General features: G+C 67.8%; 15 protein-coding genes and 1 pseudogene. 2 read left to right on the forward strand and 14 right to left on the reverse strand.

Going from position 1 to position 16,342, the window contains the following annotated elements:
* Window positions 1-71: 71 nt before the first annotated feature.
* The 10 genes and pseudogenes from AB0N24_RS07725 to AB0N24_RS07770 all read right to left on the reverse strand — a co-directional run.
* Window positions 72-461: pseudogene (locus AB0N24_RS07725) on the reverse strand (VanZ family protein); the annotation flags it as partial.
* Window positions 458-1,663, reverse strand: coding sequence for a glycosyltransferase (locus AB0N24_RS07730; protein WP_364122576.1), 1,206 nt, complete (start codon window positions 1,661-1,663; stop codon window positions 458-460). The gene AB0N24_RS07730 and the pseudogene AB0N24_RS07725, both read right to left, overlap by 4 nt.
* Window positions 1,660-2,931, reverse strand: coding sequence for a glycosyltransferase (locus AB0N24_RS07735; RefSeq protein ID WP_364122578.1), 1,272 nt, complete (start codon window positions 2,929-2,931; stop codon window positions 1,660-1,662). Before AB0N24_RS07735 ends, AB0N24_RS07730 begins: the two co-directional genes overlap by 4 nt.
* Window positions 2,928-4,391, reverse strand: a complete 1,464-nt coding sequence (locus AB0N24_RS07740) for an oligosaccharide flippase family protein (protein ID WP_364122580.1) — start codon at window positions 4,389-4,391, stop codon at window positions 2,928-2,930. Before AB0N24_RS07740 ends, AB0N24_RS07735 begins: the two co-directional genes overlap by 4 nt.
* Window positions 4,388-5,521: a DegT/DnrJ/EryC1/StrS family aminotransferase gene (locus AB0N24_RS07745; protein ID WP_364122582.1), complete on the reverse strand. Its 1,134-nt coding sequence runs from the start codon at window positions 5,519-5,521 to the stop codon at window positions 4,388-4,390. Before AB0N24_RS07745 ends, AB0N24_RS07740 begins: the two co-directional genes overlap by 4 nt.
* Window positions 5,518-6,186: a NeuD/PglB/VioB family sugar acetyltransferase gene (locus AB0N24_RS07750; RefSeq protein ID WP_364122584.1), complete on the reverse strand. Its 669-nt coding sequence runs from the start codon at window positions 6,184-6,186 to the stop codon at window positions 5,518-5,520. The genes AB0N24_RS07745 and AB0N24_RS07750 overlap by 4 nt, the downstream gene beginning before the upstream one ends.
* On the reverse strand, window positions 6,179-7,354 hold the full coding sequence (locus tag AB0N24_RS07755) for a DegT/DnrJ/EryC1/StrS family aminotransferase (protein WP_364122586.1): 1,176 nt from the start codon (window positions 7,352-7,354) through the stop codon (window positions 6,179-6,181). The genes AB0N24_RS07750 and AB0N24_RS07755 overlap by 8 nt, the downstream gene beginning before the upstream one ends.
* Window positions 7,351-8,346 carry an NAD-dependent epimerase/dehydratase family protein gene (locus AB0N24_RS07760; RefSeq protein ID WP_364122588.1) on the reverse strand — a complete coding sequence of 332 codons (996 nt, stop codon included), beginning with the start codon at window positions 8,344-8,346 and terminating at the stop codon, window positions 7,351-7,353. The genes AB0N24_RS07755 and AB0N24_RS07760 overlap by 4 nt, the downstream gene beginning before the upstream one ends.
* Window positions 8,343-9,455 (reverse strand): Gfo/Idh/MocA family oxidoreductase, encoded by a 1,113-nt coding sequence (locus AB0N24_RS07765; protein WP_364122590.1) that lies wholly within the window; start codon window positions 9,453-9,455, stop codon window positions 8,343-8,345. Before AB0N24_RS07765 ends, AB0N24_RS07760 begins: the two co-directional genes overlap by 4 nt.
* A 15-nt stretch (window positions 9,456-9,470) precedes the next feature.
* Window positions 9,471-11,042, reverse strand: coding sequence for a sugar transferase (locus AB0N24_RS07770; protein ID WP_364122592.1), 1,572 nt, complete (start codon window positions 11,040-11,042; stop codon window positions 9,471-9,473).
* Between the two features lie 427 nt (window positions 11,043-11,469).
* On the opposite strand from AB0N24_RS07770, the gene AB0N24_RS07775 reads away from it, so the two are divergent.
* Window positions 11,470-12,309, forward strand: a complete 840-nt coding sequence (locus tag AB0N24_RS07775; RefSeq protein ID WP_364122594.1) for an ACT domain-containing protein — start codon at window positions 11,470-11,472, stop codon at window positions 12,307-12,309.
* A gap of 186 nt (window positions 12,310-12,495) precedes the next feature.
* Here AB0N24_RS07775 and AB0N24_RS07780 read toward each other — a convergent pair whose 3' ends face one another.
* On the reverse strand, window positions 12,496-13,482 hold the full coding sequence (locus tag AB0N24_RS07780) for a diacylglycerol kinase family protein (RefSeq protein ID WP_364122596.1): 987 nt from the start codon (window positions 13,480-13,482) through the stop codon (window positions 12,496-12,498).
* A gap of 109 nt (window positions 13,483-13,591) precedes the next feature.
* Here AB0N24_RS07780 and AB0N24_RS07785 point away from each other — a divergent pair, with 109 nt between their 5' ends.
* Window positions 13,592-14,056 carry a pyridoxamine 5'-phosphate oxidase family protein gene (locus tag AB0N24_RS07785; RefSeq protein WP_364122598.1) on the forward strand — a complete coding sequence of 155 codons (465 nt, stop codon included), beginning with the start codon at window positions 13,592-13,594 and terminating at the stop codon, window positions 14,054-14,056.
* Window positions 14,057-14,067: 11 nt separating this feature from the next.
* On the opposite strand, the gene AB0N24_RS07790 is transcribed toward AB0N24_RS07785, so the two are convergent.
* The 3 genes from AB0N24_RS07790 to AB0N24_RS07800 are packed head-to-tail and all read right to left on the reverse strand — an operon-like array spanning window position 14,068 to window position 16,327.
* Entirely contained in the window at window positions 14,068-14,892 is an 825-nt protein-coding gene (locus AB0N24_RS07790; protein ID WP_364122600.1) for an IclR family transcriptional regulator C-terminal domain-containing protein, read from the reverse strand.
* A gap of 48 nt (window positions 14,893-14,940) precedes the next feature.
* The gene (locus tag AB0N24_RS07795; RefSeq protein WP_364122602.1) at window positions 14,941-15,624 is read right to left on the reverse strand and encodes a 3-oxoacid CoA-transferase subunit B; all 684 of its coding nucleotides are present in this window, start codon (window positions 15,622-15,624) and stop codon (window positions 14,941-14,943) included.
* Window position 15,625: 1 nt separating this feature from the next.
* Window positions 15,626-16,327: a 3-oxoacid CoA-transferase subunit A gene (locus tag AB0N24_RS07800; protein WP_364122604.1), complete on the reverse strand. Its 702-nt coding sequence runs from the start codon at window positions 16,325-16,327 to the stop codon at window positions 15,626-15,628.
* Window positions 16,328-16,342: the final 15 nt, after the last annotated feature.

A 16,342-nucleotide genomic window follows, 5' to 3' on the forward strand; every position in this document is an offset into this window, starting at 1 on the left:
CTCCCAGGAATGGTTTCGCCGGAGACCGGCATTGTTGGTGGTTTCACGATCCGCCCACGCACCCACCGGACCGCTAGTGCGCCGAGCAGTGCGCCGAGGGTGTTGGTGGCGACGTCCCTCAGGCCGCCCTGGCGCTGGTCGAGGACCAGGAACTGGACTGCTTCAATCGCCGCGGAACCCAGCAGGCCCGCCGCTGCGGCCAGCCACCACCGGCGTGCCGGCAGCAGGCAGGCAGCCAGTACGCCGAGCGGCACGAAGAGCACCACGTTGGCGGCAGCCTCCACATGTCCGGATCGGATTCCCGCCGTCAGGGGCTGTTCCTGCAGGAACAGCAGGAAGCCGCGAAGAATCCCCGCAACGGGACGTTCCACGGGCGTGGGCCAGAAGCCCACCAATGCCAGGAGGGCCAGGTATGAGGCGAACAGCACGACGGCCGTCGTTCGCGGCGCGGTGCCCTTCATCGCACGGCCTCCGTCCCGAGAGCGGCCGGCACCTGCAGCGCGGCATGGGCGCCGGGATTCGCCGCGCGGTCAAGGAGGGCTTGAAACTCGAGGGCCCGTGCCGCCCAAGTGTGTCCGGAGGCGAATTCCTTCCGGAGCAGTTCACCATCCCTGTCATTCCGTTGCGCCAGGGCAGCCTTCACTGCGAGGGCGAACTCCTGCGGCACCGTCTGCACGGAGATCAGGTTCGTGTTGAGCCAGCGCGCCGAGGGCATATCCGTGGACACTACGGCCAGCCCCGCCGCCAGGTACTCAAGAGTTTTCAGCGGAAAGCTTGCACGGTTGAATGGCGAGTCGGTGTACGGCGTGATGCCTGCCCCGAAGGTGCTCAGTTGGCCTGGCAGCTCCTCAGCAGCAAGTTGTCCCATCCAGCGGACGTTTTCGGCCTTGAGGAGGGCGTCCAGCCTGAGGCCGAAGGACGGGCTGCGGTCCGAGCGCGGTCCGATGACCACCAGCTTGACCCCGGAGGCCTGGACAGCTTCCAGAACATCAAGATCCAGCCTCTCGTTAAGGGTGCCCACCAAGCAGGCCGCAGGTTCGCGCGGCACCGGAGGCATCGAACCGGCAGGCTCAGGGCAGCCGTTGGGAATGACGGCGCAGGCCGGTTGCCCGGCCGGAGCCGCGAGCCCGCCGACGCCAGCCGGGTTCAACCCGGCGAGCCGGCCGAGCAGCTCCCCGGAAACCGCCGCGACGCCGTCAGCCTGTGCCAGGTTGGATGCCAGGACGCTCCTGACGGCCGACCGCGATATCCCCATCAGGCGCGATCCCTCGAGCCAGTCGTCCGTCACGTACAGGATCTTTGCCCCGCCGACCCCACGGGGGAAACGGGCCAGCGGCATGGCGGACACCACGGCCGCCGGTTCCCAGCCCGCACGGGTCACCGCGGACCGGATCGCTCCATGCTGCCACAGGGCAGTGATCCGGCGGATGAGCGGACGCGTCACCCCCGGCGGCGCCATCACCCTCAGCCGCAGGAGGGAATCATCGAGCTGCTCCAGCCGGGACCGAAGGCTTCCCCGACGCGGCACCCGGACAGGTACAGGCGGATCCACCCACATGACGGGCCGAGTCGCAGCAAGTTCCTGCACTAGGCGCTTGTCAGTGCCTGCCACGGCATCCCAGTTGGTCCCGGCCATCCACACGATGGGACCGCGGGGACTCATGAGGCACCCCCGGCAGGCACTGCCCGCAGCGGCTGCCCGGCGGCGACAGGACGGGCGTTGAAGTCATCTGCCGTTGCCCGCCCGGTCAGGCGCGCCTGCAGCCGGCGGCGCTTGTAGCTGAGGAAATGGCCGGCAGCCTCGAGTTCGCGGGCGTACGCCATGCGGCTGGCGGACGCCGTTTCCAGGGCAGCTCCGTAAATGTCCAGCTGGGCCTCCGCGGCATGTGCCAGCGAGTAGCGGTGCACCACGACGCGCCTGCCGAAGGCCCCCAGATCGGCGCGGAGCCGCTCGGCCGGCAGGATCTCGAACAGTACTTGGCGGAGCGCGGAAGCGCCGCCGGCCTGCCCGCTGCCTACGCCGTACCATCCCTGCCATAGAAAGGTATCAAGCGAGGAAGGCGTCAGGAGCTCCCAGAAGCCCGCCTCGCCCTGGACCACCAGCGGCTTGCCGAAGGCCAGCGCCCGCAGCGCGGATCCGCCCATGCCAAGGCAAACGTCGGCCACATCGTAGGCCGCCCGGGGGTCGGCAAGTTCGCCGGTGAGGACAACCGTCTGCCGGCCGGTCCGGATGTTGACCTGCGCCGCACGCGCGGCAACTTCCGTACGCGCCGGGCCGTCGCCGGCAATGAGCAGGCAAACCCGCATCGCGGCCGGGAGGGAAGCCACCGCGTCCATGGCGCTGAGGATGCCCTCCAGCTTGAGCTCCCTGGCCAGGCGGGACACGATGGCCACAACGTACGCGCCCTCCGGGACTCCCCAGGCCTTCCTGAGGTCTCCCTGGGCAAGGTCAAGGCCGGGGCGGTTCGCGTCAACGTCGACAGGCGGCTCCAGCACCGTAACGGCCGAGCGTCCGAAGCCGGCCTCCACCTCCGCGATCTGGTGGGTGCCGACCGTCAGCGGGACGTGTTTGGGGATGAACGGGGCGACGGCCATGGACATAACAGTGGACACTGCCGCCGCACGGGGCATCCGCCGTGCGGCCAGATAGCATTCCAGCGAGGGCGGCCACTCATAGCCGTGCAGGATGTCTATCCGCCGGCGTTCGACCAGCCCGGCCAGCGCCCGGCTAACCGCCACCGACGGCCGCCTTCCCGGTTCCGGCGCGGCCACGAATTCCAGCCCCAGCCGCCGGATACTGTCCACGAGCGGCCCGGGCCGCCCGAACACGATGGTTTCGTGGCCCAGCCTGGCTACGGCTCCGGCGAGCTCGATCGCGTTGATCTGGCTGCCGCCGATGCCGAGGTCGTGGGGGTAGACAAGGATTCTCATGGGACCAGCTCTCCTACTTCCGAGCGGGCATCGCGGCCCACTTCCTTCAGCAGCTTCAGGTCATCCCGGCGCCAGTACACCAACGCCGCGGCCGTGGACGCAGCAAGCAGTGCGCCCGCAGGAAGTTCCAGCCAGGGCACCGGCAGCCAGCTGACCAGGCCAAGCGACAAGGCACCGACAGCAAGGGAAGCCAGCGCGGGGACCCACACCACTGACGAGACGGCGCGCACGGAGATGCCTGCGTTGGCAAGCTGCCATAAACACAACGGCAGCAGGATGCAGCCGCAGACCAGGGCCTGCGCAAATGCCAGTCCCTGCAGTCCGCCCAGGGCTGCACCGGCAGCGAGTGCGGGCACCAGCACCACCAGGCTGCCGGCCTGGATGGCGAACACCGTGCCGGACCTGCCCAGAACCACCATGAAGTCATAGGCCAGGTCCGAGAAGATCCGGCTGACAGCGCCTACCACCAGCCAGGAGAGCGCGGCAGCCGCCGGCAGCCATTCCTTGCCGTAGACAAGATCCACCAGCGGCATTGCGCTTCCGGCCAAGAACATCACGGGCGGCAGCGTCGCCGCGGCGAGGACCGCCACCACCGAGACCAGCGCCGAGTTCATGGCTGCCTTGTCCTGCTGGAGTGCCGAAAACGCGGCCGGCGCTACCCTGCGGAGGGGCTGGGCCAGGATGCTGACGGGCCAGTTGGAAAGGTTGTACGCGAGGACGTAGAAGGCAAGTGCCGCCGGTCCCAGCATGGCTCCGGCCGTCAGCTGGTCCGCGTAGCCGACCGCGAAGAAAATGATGCTCGTGCCGGCCAGCGGCAGGCCGAACCGAAGCAGGGGTCCGAGCTGGTTGCGGTCCAGTCCGAAGCGATACGGCATGGGCGACGCCGCCAGGAACATGGCGGCTGACACGAGGCTTCCGGCCACCCTGCCCACCGCCAGCGCCATGGCGCCCATTCCCGCGAGCGCCAGGACAATGGACAGCACAGCTCCCGTCCAGACGTTGACCTGGTCGATCCCCAGCCGGGCCTTCTCCTTGAAGTCGCGCTGGAGGAGGGCCGCCGGGGATGCCACCACGCCGTTGATGAAGACGCTGAGGATGAGGACCCGAACCACGTCAGTGGCCTCGGGGTCGCCCATGGCGGCCGCGAACGCGGGAGCAGCAAGGACGGCACCGGCGCAGAACAGGCCGCTGCCCGCCACCGAGATACTGTTGACGGTGGGCACTATTTTCGCCGGGTCGCCGGGCCACCGGACGATCGCCAGCGAAACGCCAAGCTCGTTGAAGCTGAGTACGGCCATCAGGGCCACCAGCGCCACCGCATAGGTTCCGAAGGAGTCCGGGCCCAACATCCTCGCCAGGACGATGCCGATCCCGAGCGTGCCCACCTTCGACACCATGGTGTTCAGGAGGCTCCATGCGAAGGCGTTCGAGGCGCCGGGGGCGCTGTTTCCTTGTGTCATGGCCGTTCCATGGCCGCGATCAGTTGGCCGATGACGTACTCCTGCTGCCGGGCGGTGATATGCGGGTAGATCGGCAGGGAGAGCATGGTTGCGGCGGCTTCTTCGGCCACCGGGAAGGATCCGCGGCAGAATCCGAGGTGCCGGTAGGCGCGGCTGAGGTGCATCGGAACGGGGTAGTGGATACCGGCGCCGATCCCGGCACCGTTGAGGGCGGCGAGCACACGGTCCCGCTCCAGGATCCGGATGACGTAGAGGTGCCAGACGTCGACGTTGCCTTCGGCCGTGTGTGGCAGCACAATGCCGGGGACGTCCCGGAGCATCTCCGAATAGCGGGCGGCGGCCTCCCGCCGTCGTTCGTTCCAGGCCGCAAGGCGGCGCAGTTTGGAGTTCAGCACCACTGCCTGGATGGTGTCCAGTCGGGAGTTCATGCCAATCTCGTCGTGCTCGTACTTGACGGAGCTGCCGTGGGCGCCGAGAAGGCGGACACGGGCGGCTATCCCGTCGTCGTCCGTCAGGACCGCTCCGGCATCACCGGCAGCGCCGAGGTTCTTGCCGGGATAGAAACTGGTTCCGGCCACGCTGCCCAGCGTGCCGGCGAAGCGCCCGTGCCGGGATGCGCCCTGGGCCTGCGCGGCATCCTCGACGATGACGGCGCCGCAGCCATAGGCAGCGGCCTTGAGCTTCTCAACGAAAGCAGCCTGCCCGAAGAGGTGCACTGCCACGATCGCCTGTGTCGCCTCAGTCACTGCCTCACTGACCCGCCGGGGATCGATGAGCAGGTAGTCGGGGTCCACATCGACAGGCACCGGGACCGCCCCGATCCGGCTCACGGCCTCGGCTGTGGCGATGAACGTGTTGGCCGGCAGGATGACCTCCCCGCCGGGCATGACCCCGGCTGCGCGGAGTCCCAGCTCCAGCGCATCGGTGCCGTTGGCGACGCCGACGCAGTGCCGGGCCCCCACGAAACGGGCGTAGGCCTGCTCGAATTCGGCAACCTCGGGGCCGCCGATGAAGGAGGTCCGCGCGAAGACCTCCCGGATGCCGCTCTCCACTTCCTCGGCGATTTCCTGCTGTTGCGCGCCGAGGTCAACGAGGGGTACGGACAAGGGGAAAGTGGGTGAAAGTGTCATCGTCCGCCTCCTGAAACTGCAGCAGTTTGCATGGCACGCTTGATGGCCCGCGCCGGAACGCCGGCCCAGGTCTCGCCGGCCGGAACATCGGCCAGCACTACGGCCCCCATCCCTACGGTGGCGCCGGCGCCGATGACGGACCGTTCGCGCACACTGGAGTTCATGCCCAGGTAGGCCGCCTGCCCCACGCGGACGCCGCCGCCCAGCGAAACGCCGGCCGCAAACGTGGCAAAGTCCTCCACCGCGTCGTCGTGCGTAAGGGTCACTCCGGGCATCACCACCACATGGTTGCCAATGGTCACGCCGGCTGTAAGCGTGACGTGGCCCAGCAGGATGTTGCCGCGGCCGATCAGGCATCCCTCCGGGAGCCGCACCGAGGCATCAACCACGGTGGCGTAGCGCCGGTCCGGGAACCCGAGCGCGGCCAGCCTGGCCACTATTCCGGCGCGCCCGCTGCCTGCGCCGACACAGACCACCACCTTCGCGTCCGGGTAGTTGAGCGCGTGGCTGACCGGCCCCAGGACGTGCGAGCCGTCCACCGTGGTGCCCGCCCTGCCCGGATCGTCGTCGAGGATCCCGACGACGTCGAACTGGCCGCTGTCGCGCACTGTGGCGAGGACTTCGCGGGCGAGCCCGCTGGCCGCGATGAGAATGAGGTCAGCCACGGTTCCCCTCCCCGCTTGCCAGTCGGATGGACCGCAGCACCCGGGACTGCTCGCCGGCGGTCAGCTGGTGGTACACGGGCAGGATGACGGTGTTGTCGGTCAGCCGCTCGGTGACGGACAGGTCGGCGGGGCCGGTATCCCGGCCGGCGTATGCTGGCTGCCTGTGCGCGGCCATGATCCCGCGGCGGGCAGAGATGCCGTCGCGTGCCAGCCGCTCCAGGAGCTCTTCACGGCCGAGGGGGAACGACGGCAGGACCTCTACCCAGAATGACTGGAAGTTGCTCGTGCCATAGTCGGGATCGCGGACAAACCGCAGCCCCCCAACCCGGTTCAGGGCCGACTGGTAGCCGGCCACGATCTCCCGGCGGCGGGCCACGGCCTCGCCCAGCCGCCCCAGCTGGACCAACCCCACTGCCGCCTGCATGTCCGTCATCCGGAAGTTGAACCCGGCTTCGAGGTATTCCTCCGCCGGGGCCAGGAGGGCGGCATGGCGGTCGTTTGCCGAAACGCTCATGGCGTGTTCGCGCAGCCTCCGCGCCCGGCCGGCCCACTCCGGGTTCAGGGTGGTCAGCATGCCGCCCTCGCCGGTGGTCAGGATCTTGCGCGGGTGGAAGGACCACGCAGCCAAGTCCGCACCGGCCCCGACGGGCCGCCCTCGGTACGTGGAGCCCGCCCCGCACGCGGAATCCTCGATCACCGTAATGCCCAGGGGGTCGCACAGTGCCCGGATGGGGTCCAGGTCCACCGGCATTCCACCCTGGTCCACGGCGATCACAGCCTTGGTGGCCGGGGTCAGCGCGGCCGCGATCGTCTGTGCCGAGACGTTGCCGGTTTCCGCTTCAATGTCGCAAAAAACCGTCCGTGCCCCGACGTAGCCTGCAGCGTTGGCAGTGGCGATGAAGGAGAAGGACGGCACCACCACGTCGTCGCCCGGGCCGATGCCCGCCACCTTCAGCGCCAGGTGCAGTGCGGTGGTGCAGTTGGAAACCGCGACGGCGTACATCGCCTTTTGGGCGGCGGCGAAGGCTTCCTCGAACCGCGCCACCCGGGGGCCCTGCGCCACCCAGCCGGACGCGATCACCTCGGCGACGGCTTCCGCTTCTTCGACCCCGAGCCACGGTTTCATGACATTGATGCGGCTCAGCGCCCGATCCTGGCTAATGGTCACCGCACGCCTCCGACCCGGGTGGCCGCGATTTCGCTACGCAGCGGACGCCACCAGTCCACGAGTTCCCGAAGGCCGTCCTCGAGCCCGGTTTCCGCTGCGAAGCCAAGGTCCAGCCGGGCGGCCGAGACGTCCGCGAGGCGGCGGACGACGCCGTTGATGGCGCGGTCCGGACCGTGCTTCACCTCCAGGCCGGAATCCATGGCCCGCAACAGGGCCTCGGCAAGTTGCAGGAGGCTGGTTTCTTCACCGCTGGCCACGTTATAGACGCCTTCGCGGACGCCGCTGCCGGCGGCCAGGATATTGGCGCGGGCAACGTCCCGGGTGTGGATGAAATCCATGGTCTGCCGTCCGTCACCGAAAATCAGCGGCGGCAGGCCGTCCGCGATGCGCTCCATCCAGCGCACCAGCACCTCCGTGTAGAGGCCGTGTACGTCCATCCGTGGTCCGTAGACGTTGAAGTAGCGCAGCAGGACGTAGTCCAGTCCAGTCATGGCCCGGAAGCTGCGGGCCATGCCCTCGTTGAAGGACTTCGCCGCGCCATAGAACGTGTCGTTGTTGTGGTGGTGGTGGCGTTCGGTGGTGGGGAAATCCTCCGCCATGCCGTACACCGAGGCGCTGGATGCCGCCACCAGCTTGCCCACGCCGTGGTCGGCCGCGGCCTCGAACACGTTGAACGTGCCGTCCACCAGCACTTCCAGAGCCAGCCGCGGCTCCTCGGCGCACTGCGTGATCCTGATGGCCGCCTGATGGAAGACGATGTCCTTGCCGCGCGTGAGGTCGTGGACCAGGTCCCGGTCGCGGAGATCGCCTTCGACAAGCTCCACCCTGCCGGTGGCAACCGCATGGTCGAGATTGGCGCGGCGGCCGCGGACCAGGTTGTCCAGGACTGCCACCTGCTCGACGCCGGCGGTGATCAGGTGGTCAACGATCGTGGATCCGATGGTGCCGGCGCCGCCGGTGACCAGGACCCGCGCGCCCTGGAGCATGCTCATCGCCGTCCCTCCATCTGGGCTTCGTTGCCTGTGACGGCGACCGACTGTCCGCCGCTGCTGAGGCTGCGGCTGACCGCTTCCAGCACGGACAGCACCCTCAGCCCGGATGCACCGCTGGTCCGTGCAGGGCGCTGATGCCAGATGCTGCTGGCAAATTCCGCCACCATCTGGCCGAGGGCCTCATGTTCCGGCAGCGCGGGCGACCAGGTATCACCCAGCCGGTACGAAATGGCGAATGCCTTCTTCTCCGCCGGTGACCGGTATTTCCGGTCCAGGCTGACACCCCGGTCGTAGACACTGAGCCGCTGCTGTGGATTCAGGTCGTCCCAGACCAGGGTGCGCTGGGAGCCGCCCACCACCATCTGGCGGATCTTGGTGGGACTGAGCCAGTTCACGTGCACGTGCGCCATGGCGTCGTTGGGCAGCGCAAAGGTCAGGTGCCCCACGCAGTCCCGTCCGGTGCCCAGGGGATCAGCGCCGTGGGCCGCCACTTCCACCGGCCGGAGGCCGCCGGGCAGGATGAAGTCGATGATGGACAGATCGTGCGGTGCGAGGTCCCAGAATACGTCCACGTCCGGCTGGACGAGCCCCAGGTTGATCCGCACCGAGTCAATGAACAGGATCTCGCCCAAGGACCCTTCCGCGATGAGTTCCCGGATTTTCAGGACAGCGGGCGTGTAGCAGTACGTATGGTCCGCCATCAGGACCAGGCCCCGCTTCTCGGCTTCTTCGACCATCTCCACGCCTTTGGCCCTGCTGTCGGCCAGGGGTTTTTCCACCAGCACGTGTTTGCCTGCCCGCAAGGCCGTCAGGGCGATCCCGTGGTGGGTGTGGGCCGGGGTGGCGATGGCCACCGCGTCGACGTCGACGGTGTCCAGAAGTTCGTCTATGGATTCGCAGACCGGAACGCCCCCGTTCGCTGCGGCGAGCTTGACGGCGCGGTCCCGGTCCATGTCCACGATCGCGGACAGTTTCCAGTCGGGGCTGGCCTTGAAGTTGCGGGCAAGGTTCGGCCCCCAGTAGCCGGCGCCGATGACGGCGGCCCGCAAGGGTGCGGCGGAAGCCATCAGGTCAAGCTCCCGGCGGTAGGACTCTTGTGAAGCGTCCATGTCTGTCCCCTCTACTTAATACGCGCCCGAAGGCATGCACATTGCTTTGAAGGTCCGCCACATGATGATGACGTCCCCGATGATCGACCAGTTTTCGACGTAGTAAAGATCGAGGCGCACGGCCTCGTCCCAGGGCAGGTCCGAGCGGCCGTTGACCTGCCAGAGGCCGGTGATTCCCGGTTTGATGAGCAGCCGGCGGTGGGTGTGCCGTTCGTAGGCTTCCACCTCGCGCTGCAGCGGCGGCCGTGGACCCACCAGGCTCATCTCGCCGGTGAGCACGTTCCAGAACTGCGGCAGTTCATCCAGGGAGTAGCGGCGCATCCAGCGCCCGCAGCTGGTCACCCGCGGATCGTTCTGCATTTTGAACAGCACGCCTGCACCCTCGTTGCTCGCCATCAGTGCAGCGAGTGACGCTTCCGCGTCGGTCACCATGGACCGGAACTTGATCATCCGGAACGGACGGCCGGCTTTGCCGACGCGCTCCTGCTTGAAGAACACCGGCCCCGGACCGTTCCGTTTGACGATGACCGCGAGGGCCAGGAACAGCGGCGACAGCAGGACGAGGGCCACGGACGCGCCCGCGATGTCCAGGAGCCGCTTGAGCACGTGCTTGCCGCCGCTGTATTGCGGCACGTCCACATGCATGAGCGGCAGTCCCTCCACCGGCCGCCAGTGGATCCGAGGCCCTGCCACGTTCGTCAGCGTGGACGCCAGGACGAGTTCGGCGCGATGCTCTTCCAACCGCCATCCCAGCTCCCGGATGTACTGGTTGCCTCCCGGCACCGGCCCCGCCACGATGACTGCCTCTGCACAGTGCTTTCCCACGGTCCGGACAACGTCGTCGGTGGAGGACAGCACCGGAATCCGGCGGCCTTCGACGTCGAGCATCATCCCCCGGCGGGCTCCCGGCAGGGACACCCCCAGGATTTCGTAGGCCGCGCCGGTCTTTTTGGCGATCCGACCGAGGACGTAGCGAACATCGTTCGGCTCGCCAATGACTATCGCCTTCACCAGGAACTGGCCCTCGGCCTGTTTCCGGTTGTACCAGCGGCGGGCGAACCACCGGTTTCCCACCAGAGCCAACAGGCCCAGCGGGAACGACGCGACATAGAACGCCCAGGCCGGTTCCAGCCGGAACACCACCAGGAACACCGCCAGGAGGCCAAAGACGCGGGTGGTGGAGACGGCAACGCGCTTGTATTCGCTGGAGCCGATACCGAGCACCTTCGGGTCCCGGGTCCGGTAAAAATGGAGCGCACCGATCCATGCCACCGCGAGGCCGGCGGCCAGGAGGGCGCCGAGCGCATTTTCGCGGCTTTCCGCAAAGGAGTGCCCGCCGTCGAACCGGATCACGTACCCCGCGAGCACCGAGACAACCACCAACAGGGAGTCGGTCAGCCGGAGGCAGCGGGCAAGAAAGCGGGCCCATTCCCGGCCGGACAGCTTGTGCGCGGACGGCGGCCGTTCCGGGCGGCCGGGGGAACCCCCGACGACGGCGCCAAGCGGCGGAGCGGCGGCGGTCCCGGAGGTCCCTCCGGGACTCAGGAACCTCAGCACGAACGGGCTTGTTTTACCCAGCTGGCTCACTGCAGCCCCCAAACATTGGTGGCGGAAGGGCGCCACGCGCAGGCAGACCATGTCGCCATTGCCTATCCCCCCGAACATTGGTAGGCGGCATCGGTTGATGCCTTCCCCAATGAAAGCCGTGGGCCGGTCCCCGCGTCACGAGCGGCACCTACCCGGCTTTCTATGCACGCGCTTGGAGCTTTATGCGTGTGGTACTCGGACACGTCGTGGACGGTCAGGTGGAGGTGCCGGGTATTACGTGCACCCCCGGCGGCCAGGGACACCCGGGCCTACGCGAAACCGGGGCCCGGAGGCGGGCTCTCGAAGGCGTCCCCGGGTTGGCAGCCGCCAGCTCCTGAGCGGTACAAAAACCGCGCCAATTCAGGGATGTGGGCGTTCGTGACGCAGCCGCAATCCCCCTGAAACAGGGGCCGGACATGATGTGAGTATGAAGCGCAAGGCACAGTCCCCCGAATCGGCCGACTTGAGCTGCGAAGTTTGCGGCCAGATGCCGGAACCGCCAAAAGCCCGGCTGACCCTGGCGAATATTTTGGTGATGCTGCCCATTGAGCTCCTGGTGCATGCCGCCGTGGTGGAGACGCATCTCCCCTATGTGGCCAAGGTCCTGGTACTTACCCTGACCGCCACGGTGCTGGTCATCTGGGTGGCCGAACCATCAGCGGCCCGGATGCTGAGGAGCTGGCTGCATGCCCCGGCCCTGCGGCACCGCAAACGGCTGAATACGGCACCGGCCCTGTGGCGGGCCCGCACAGTGCTGCGCGATGAGCCGGGGTCGCTTCAGAAGATTACGCAGGCGCTGGCACGGCTGGACACCAACATCCTCAGCATCCACATCCATCCGGTGGCGGGCGGTGTTTTGGACGAGTTCGTCCTGTCCGCCCCGGGGCACCTCCGCGAGCGCGGGCTGCTCGAGGCACTTCGGGACGGCGGCGGCCGGCACGCGCATGTCTGGCCCACCACTGCCCTGGCGATGGCCGACGGCCAGACCAGGGCCCTGAGCCTGGCCGCCCGGATCGCCGGCAATCCGAATGAGCTTCCGCTGGCCGTGGCCGAGCTGCTTTCCGCCAGGATCGTGCCCGTTCCGGTGGAGGGTGGCCAGGAATCTCCGGCCTCAGCCGACGCCGGGACGGTATTGAAGATCCCCACGGCGTGGCACGGCCCCATCACCTTCTACCGCCCCGGCGAACCGTTTACTCCCGCCGAATCGGCGCGCGCGCACCGGCTCGCTGAGCTGGCTGAGATCCTGGCGCACAGCGGCAGCCGGTAACCGGGCCGTCGGGCTGCCGGGTCCCCCTTGCTCGCACCGAGGTGGGGCAGGCTGCTGGCCGGCTAAACGCCAGGCAATCTGCAGTCACAAGCCTGCAGATCAAGCAGCCCAAGCAAGAACCGACGGCGGCCCACTCACATGAGTGGACCGCCGTGCGGGCCGCCGTCGAACCTTAATTACTGTTGTTCAGGCCTCCGGCGGGGCCGTCATCAGGATCTTCAGGGCATTGGGCTCCACCCGGACGGCCAGGTGCTTCCCGGTACCCACATGGTCGCCGTCCAGCTGGAATTCCTGTTCGTGCTCCAGGGTGATCTCGGCGGACTTGCCCTGGAAGTACTCCACGGATTCCGTCTCGTCCTTGTTCCGGCCGAAGATGCCCGCCACCACTCCCAGCCAGCCCAGCCGCCCCTTGGGCGCCAGGATGAGCAGGTCCAGGACGCCGTCGTCGACCTTGGCGTCGGGGAAGATTTCCACGCCGCCCATGATCCGGCCGCAGTTGCCGATCATGACGCTGCGGATGTGCCGGCGGACGGGGTGCCGTCCGTCAATGCTGACGTGGGCCTTCACCGGTTTGCCAGGCAGCTTGCGGATGCCGGCTTCCACATAGGCCAGCCAGCCCATGCGGTCCTTGAGCGCGTCGACGGTGTCGGCCATGATGGCGGCGTCGTAGCCCAGCCCGGCCATCACCAGGAACACCTGTTCGTCGTCCGAGTGGTCCAGCTTTGCCTTGACGACGTCCACGGTCCGTTCCGTGCCGTTCAGGACGTCGAACGCCGCTGACACCGGGTCGGTGATGTTGACGCCAAGGTTGCGGGCCAGCAGGTTGCCCGTGCCCAGCGGAACAAGGCCCAGTGGTATGCCCGTTCCCGCGAGCACCTCCGCCACGCAGCGCACGGTGCCGTCGCCGCCCGCCGCAATGACGACGTCGGCCCCTGCCTCCAGCGCCTCACGTGCCTGCCCCTCGCCCGGGTCTTCGACAGTGGTCTCGAGCCACAGCGGCTCCGCCCAACCCTGCGTTTCGCAGAGCCGGACCAGGGCGCCGCGCAGATCGGCGCCAACGGCTTTTGCAGGATTGACGACGACGGCGGCGAGCTTGGTGTTGGTACCGGTCCGGGCCGCCGGGGTGTCGGACGGAGCGCTGGTGTTCTCCGGCTCATTGTTGTGCTGTGTCATGGCATCCTTCACGGGCAAATGGTCGGGGGTGGTCCCCACGTGAAGCGTAGCCGAAATCCGGGTCTTGCTCCCCTGCCAGTGCGCGTGCCGTACGCCTAGGCTCGGCAGCATGAACAAGTCTGAGCCGGGCCAGGAAACACAAGACCTCACCGTCCATGAATGCTGGAGCCACCTTCGTTCCGTTTCGGTGGGACGGCTGGCGCTCATCAGCCATGGCAAACCTGAAATCTTTCCGGTCAACTACCTGCCAGATGAAGGTACTGTAATTTTCCGGACAGGACCGGGTACCAAGCTGGAGGCCGTGCTCTCCGGGGAGCCTGTGGTTCTTGAAGCAGACGGGCTGAACACGTACGGGACCATCGCCTGGAGCGTGGTGGTCAAGGGGGCGGCCGCGCCTGTGCAGCCCGGCGAGGATGTTCCGGCCCGGACCCCGTCGCCGTGGGAAGAGGGCGACAAGGACATCCTGGTCCGGATAACTCCCACCGAGCTGAGCGGGCGCCGCTTTGTCATCGGCCCGCCCACGAGCTGGTGGCCGCCGCTGGAGCCCGTCAACTTGCCGGGTCCGAAGGAGTAAACCGGGGCCCACTAATGCTTGGCTGAGAGATCCGCGGAAATCAGCCGGGCCGTCTCCACCGTTTCCGTCCGCACCATGTCCAGGTAGGCCGTGGGGTCCGCTTTGGCGGCCACCGACTGGGCCTGCAGCGACACGTTGATGGCCGCCACCACCTTCGTGGGGCCGTGGTAGACCGGCGCCGCGATGGACATCAGCCCCAGCTCGAGCTCCTGGTCCAGCAGGCACCAGCCCTGTGCACGGACGGTGTCGAGCGCGGCCGCGAGGTCCTTCCTGGTGCCGATGGCCCGGGGCGTGAGGGGCTTGATCTCGGCCTCCGCGAGGTACTCCTGGAGCTTGGCCGGCGGCAGCGCGGCGAGCAACACGCGGCCCATGGACGTGGCGTACGCCGGGAAACGGGTTCCCACCGTGATGCCCACGTTCATGATCCGGCGGGTGGTCACTCGGGCAATGTACGCGATGTCCCGGCCGTCCAGGACAGCGGCGGACGTCGACTCCCCCAGCCGGAGCGATAGTTCCTCCAGGTGCGGCTGGGCCAGCTGCGGCAGGGACAGGCCGGACAGGTAGGCGTAGCCCAGCTGCAGTACCTGTGCCGTCAGGGCGAAGGTCTTCCCGTCGGTGCGGACGTAGCCCAGCTCAACGAGGGTGTGCAGGAAACGGCGGGCGGTGGCGCGGGTCAGGTCGGTCCGTGCAGCCACCTCGGTGAGGGTCATCACCGGGTGGTCGGTGTCGAAGGCGCGGATCACGGCCAGGCCGCGCGCCAGGGACTGGACGTACTGGTCGCTGGCCTGGGGCGCAGAGGAGGGCCTGGGCGCGGTCTCTGCTGCTGCGTCGGTCATGGATACCAATCCTATTAGCCCGCCGGTCCCCTGAAGCGCGAACTGGAGTTAGCGTTCGACGGCGGGGGCTGCTGTGAGGGGGACCGGCACCAGGGCCTGGAGCTCCTCGAGGGTGCAGCCGAAGGTCTCACGCACCTGGACTCCGTCCGGACCCGTGAGGAACACGGCCTTGTCGGTGTACACGCGGGTCACGCAGCCCACGCCGGTGAGCGGGTACGTGCAGGCCTGCACGATCTTGGAGGCACCGTCGCGGGTCAGGAGCGTCATCATCACAAACACGTCCTTGGCGCCGGTGGCCAGGTCCATCGCACCGCCCACGGCAGGGATGGCGTCCGGGGCGCCGGTGTGCCAGTTGGCGAGGTCACCGGTGGCGGAGACCTGGAACGCACCGAGGACGCAGATGTCCAGGTGCCCGCCGCGCATGATCGCGAACGAGTCGGCGTGGTGGAAGTAGGACGCCCCGGGGAGTTCGGTGACGGGGATCTTGCCCGCGTTGATGAGGTCGCCGTCGATCTGGTCACCGGTGGCTTCCGGGCCCATGCCGAGCATGCCGTTCTCGGTGTGCAGCGTGATGTCCTGCTCCGGCTCCAGGTAGTTGGACACCAGGGTGGGCTGGCCGATGCCCAGGTTCACGAACGAGCCGGGCTTGATGTCCTTCGCCACGAGCCGGGCCAGGTCGTCGCGGCCCAGGGGCGTCTCGCTGGTCTGGATGGATGCTGTCTGGATGCTCATGTCAGGCCACCTGTTCTGTCGTTCCGGCGGCGGCAGCTCCGCTGGAATCAATACGGACAATGCTGTTCACGTAGATGCCAGGGGTCACGATGACCTCCGGGTCCAGCCCGCCGACCGGGACGATTTCGGACACCTGGGCGATGGTGTGCTTGGCCGCGGCGGCCATGATCGGGCCGAAGTTCCGGGCCGTCTTGCGGTACACGAGGTTGCCCTTGCCGTCCGCCTTGAGTGCCTTGATCAGGGCGACGTCGGCGTGGATGGGGGTCTCGAACACCTGGCCGCGGCCGTCGATGATGCGGGTCTCCTTGCCCTCGGCCAGCATGGTGCCGTACCCGGTGGGCGTGAAGAAGCCGCCGATGCCGGCGCCGGCGGCACGGATCCGCTCGGCGAGGTTGCCCTGCGGAACGAGTTCCAGCTCGATCTCACCGGCCTTGTACTTGGCGTCGAAGTGCCAGGAGTCGGACTGCCGCGGGAAGGAACAGATCATCTTCTTCACCCTGCCTTCCTTGATGAGCAGGGCCAGGCCCTGGTCGCCCTGGCCGGCGTTGTTGTTGACCACGGTGAGCTCGCGGGCTCCGCAGTCCATCAGCGCGTCGATCAGTTCGAACGGCTGGCCGGCGTTGCCGAAGCCACCGATCATCACGGTGGAGCCGTCCTTGATGCCGGCGACTGCCTCGCCGACGGTGTCAATGAAATTCAGCATGATCAGCTCTCTCTT

Origin of the sequence: Arthrobacter sp. NPDC093128, assembly GCF_040683875.1 — a bacterium.
In the GTDB taxonomy this organism is placed as follows: Bacteria; Actinomycetota; Actinomycetes; order Actinomycetales; family Micrococcaceae; genus Arthrobacter.

What these genes read in the sequence shown, in the direction of transcription:
- AB0N24_RS07765 (WP_364122590.1), bottom strand. Translation starts at nt 9,455, where the DNA reads ATGGACGCTTCACAAGAGTCCTACCGCCGGGAGCTTGACCTGATGGCT.
- AB0N24_RS07785 (WP_364122598.1), top strand. Translation starts at nt 13,592, where the DNA reads ATGAACAAGTCTGAGCCGGGCCAGGAAACACAAGACCTCACCGTCCAT.
- AB0N24_RS07775 (WP_364122594.1), top strand. Translation starts at nt 11,470, where the DNA reads ATGAAGCGCAAGGCACAGTCCCCCGAATCGGCCGACTTGAGCTGCGAA.
- AB0N24_RS07735 (WP_364122578.1), bottom strand. Translation starts at nt 2,931, where the DNA reads ATGAGAATCCTTGTCTACCCCCACGACCTCGGCATCGGCGGCAGCCAG.
- AB0N24_RS07780 (WP_364122596.1), bottom strand. Translation starts at nt 13,482, where the DNA reads ATGACACAGCACAACAATGAGCCGGAGAACACCAGCGCTCCGTCCGAC.
- AB0N24_RS07730 (WP_364122576.1), bottom strand. Translation starts at nt 1,663, where the DNA reads ATGAGTCCCCGCGGTCCCATCGTGTGGATGGCCGGGACCAACTGGGAT.
- AB0N24_RS07790 (WP_364122600.1), bottom strand. Translation starts at nt 14,892, where the DNA reads ATGACCGACGCAGCAGCAGAGACCGCGCCCAGGCCCTCCTCTGCGCCC.
- AB0N24_RS07745 (WP_364122582.1), bottom strand. Translation starts at nt 5,521, where the DNA reads ATGACACTTTCACCCACTTTCCCCTTGTCCGTACCCCTCGTTGACCTC.
- AB0N24_RS07795 (WP_364122602.1), bottom strand. Translation starts at nt 15,624, where the DNA reads ATGAGCATCCAGACAGCATCCATCCAGACCAGCGAGACGCCCCTGGGC.
- AB0N24_RS07760 (WP_364122588.1), bottom strand. Translation starts at nt 8,346, where the DNA reads ATGAGCATGCTCCAGGGCGCGCGGGTCCTGGTCACCGGCGGCGCCGGC.
- AB0N24_RS07740 (WP_364122580.1), bottom strand. Translation starts at nt 4,391, where the DNA reads ATGACACAAGGAAACAGCGCCCCCGGCGCCTCGAACGCCTTCGCATGG.
- AB0N24_RS07800 (WP_364122604.1), bottom strand. Translation starts at nt 16,327, where the DNA reads ATGCTGAATTTCATTGACACCGTCGGCGAGGCAGTCGCCGGCATCAAG.